This window comes from Cupriavidus yeoncheonensis, from assembly GCF_905397275.1.
Taxonomy (GTDB): Bacteria; Pseudomonadota; Gammaproteobacteria; order Burkholderiales; family Burkholderiaceae; genus Cupriavidus; species Cupriavidus yeoncheonensis.
The window spans coordinates 1-935 of the sequence record NZ_CAJPUY010000069.1; the positions used below are offsets into that span (position 1 = coordinate 1).

The 935-nt window shown below is 53.2% G+C and carries 2 rRNA genes; both read left to right on the forward strand.

The window, feature by feature from the left end:
- Positions 1-517 (forward strand): 16S ribosomal RNA (locus KHO22_RS32315); the annotation flags it as partial.
- Positions 518-843: 326 nt separating this feature from the next.
- Positions 844-935 (forward strand): 23S ribosomal RNA (locus KHO22_RS32320); the annotation flags it as partial.

The following is a 935-nucleotide window of genomic DNA, read 5'->3' on the forward strand; positions in this document are numbered from 1 at the left end:
AGGTGCCCGAAAGGGAAAGTGGACACAGGTGCTGCATGGCTGTCGTCAGCTCGTGTCGTGAGATGTTGGGTTAAGTCCCGCAACGAGCGCAACCCTTGTCTCTAGTTGCTACGAAAGGGCACTCTAGAGAGACTGCCGGTGACAAACCGGAGGAAGGTGGGGATGACGTCAAGTCCTCATGGCCCTTATGGGTAGGGCTTCACACGTCATACAATGGTGCGTACAGAGGGTTGCCAACCCGCGAGGGGGAGCCAATCCCAGAAAACGCATCGTAGTCCGGATCGTAGTCTGCAACTCGACTACGTGAAGCTGGAATCGCTAGTAATCGCGGATCAGCATGCCGCGGTGAATACGTTCCCGGGTCTTGTACACACCGCCCGTCACACCATGGGAGTGGGTTTTGCCAGAAGTAGTTAGCCTAACCGCAAGGAGGGCGATTACCACGGCAGGGTTCATGACTGGGGTGAAGTCGTAACAAGGTAGCCGTATCGGAAGGTGCGGCTGGATCACCTCCTTTCCAGAGCGTGCATCTCAAGTCGAGCGTTCACACTTATCGGTTTGTTTGTTGTTTCAGCCTGGGCTGAAGCCAAATGGAAACACTCATCGTTGAGTGTTTCCATTTGGCATTTGCCAAGCGATCGCAAGATCGGCTGTTCTTTAACAATATGGGATGTAGTAAAGGTGTCGCGCGAGCGTTGATGAGACGCTGCAGTACCAACGCGATACCGGGTTGTGATTGTATCAACCAAAATGTATTTAAGTGATCGAAAGATGACTTGGAATACGGCACAAATGCGAGAACTCACCTGTAGCGATGGTCTCACTGAGACACACTCGTTATAGGGTCAAGCGAACAAGTGCATGTGGTGGATGCCTTGGCGATCACAGGCGATGAAGGACGCGGTAGCCTGCGAAAAGCTTCGGGGAGCTGGCAA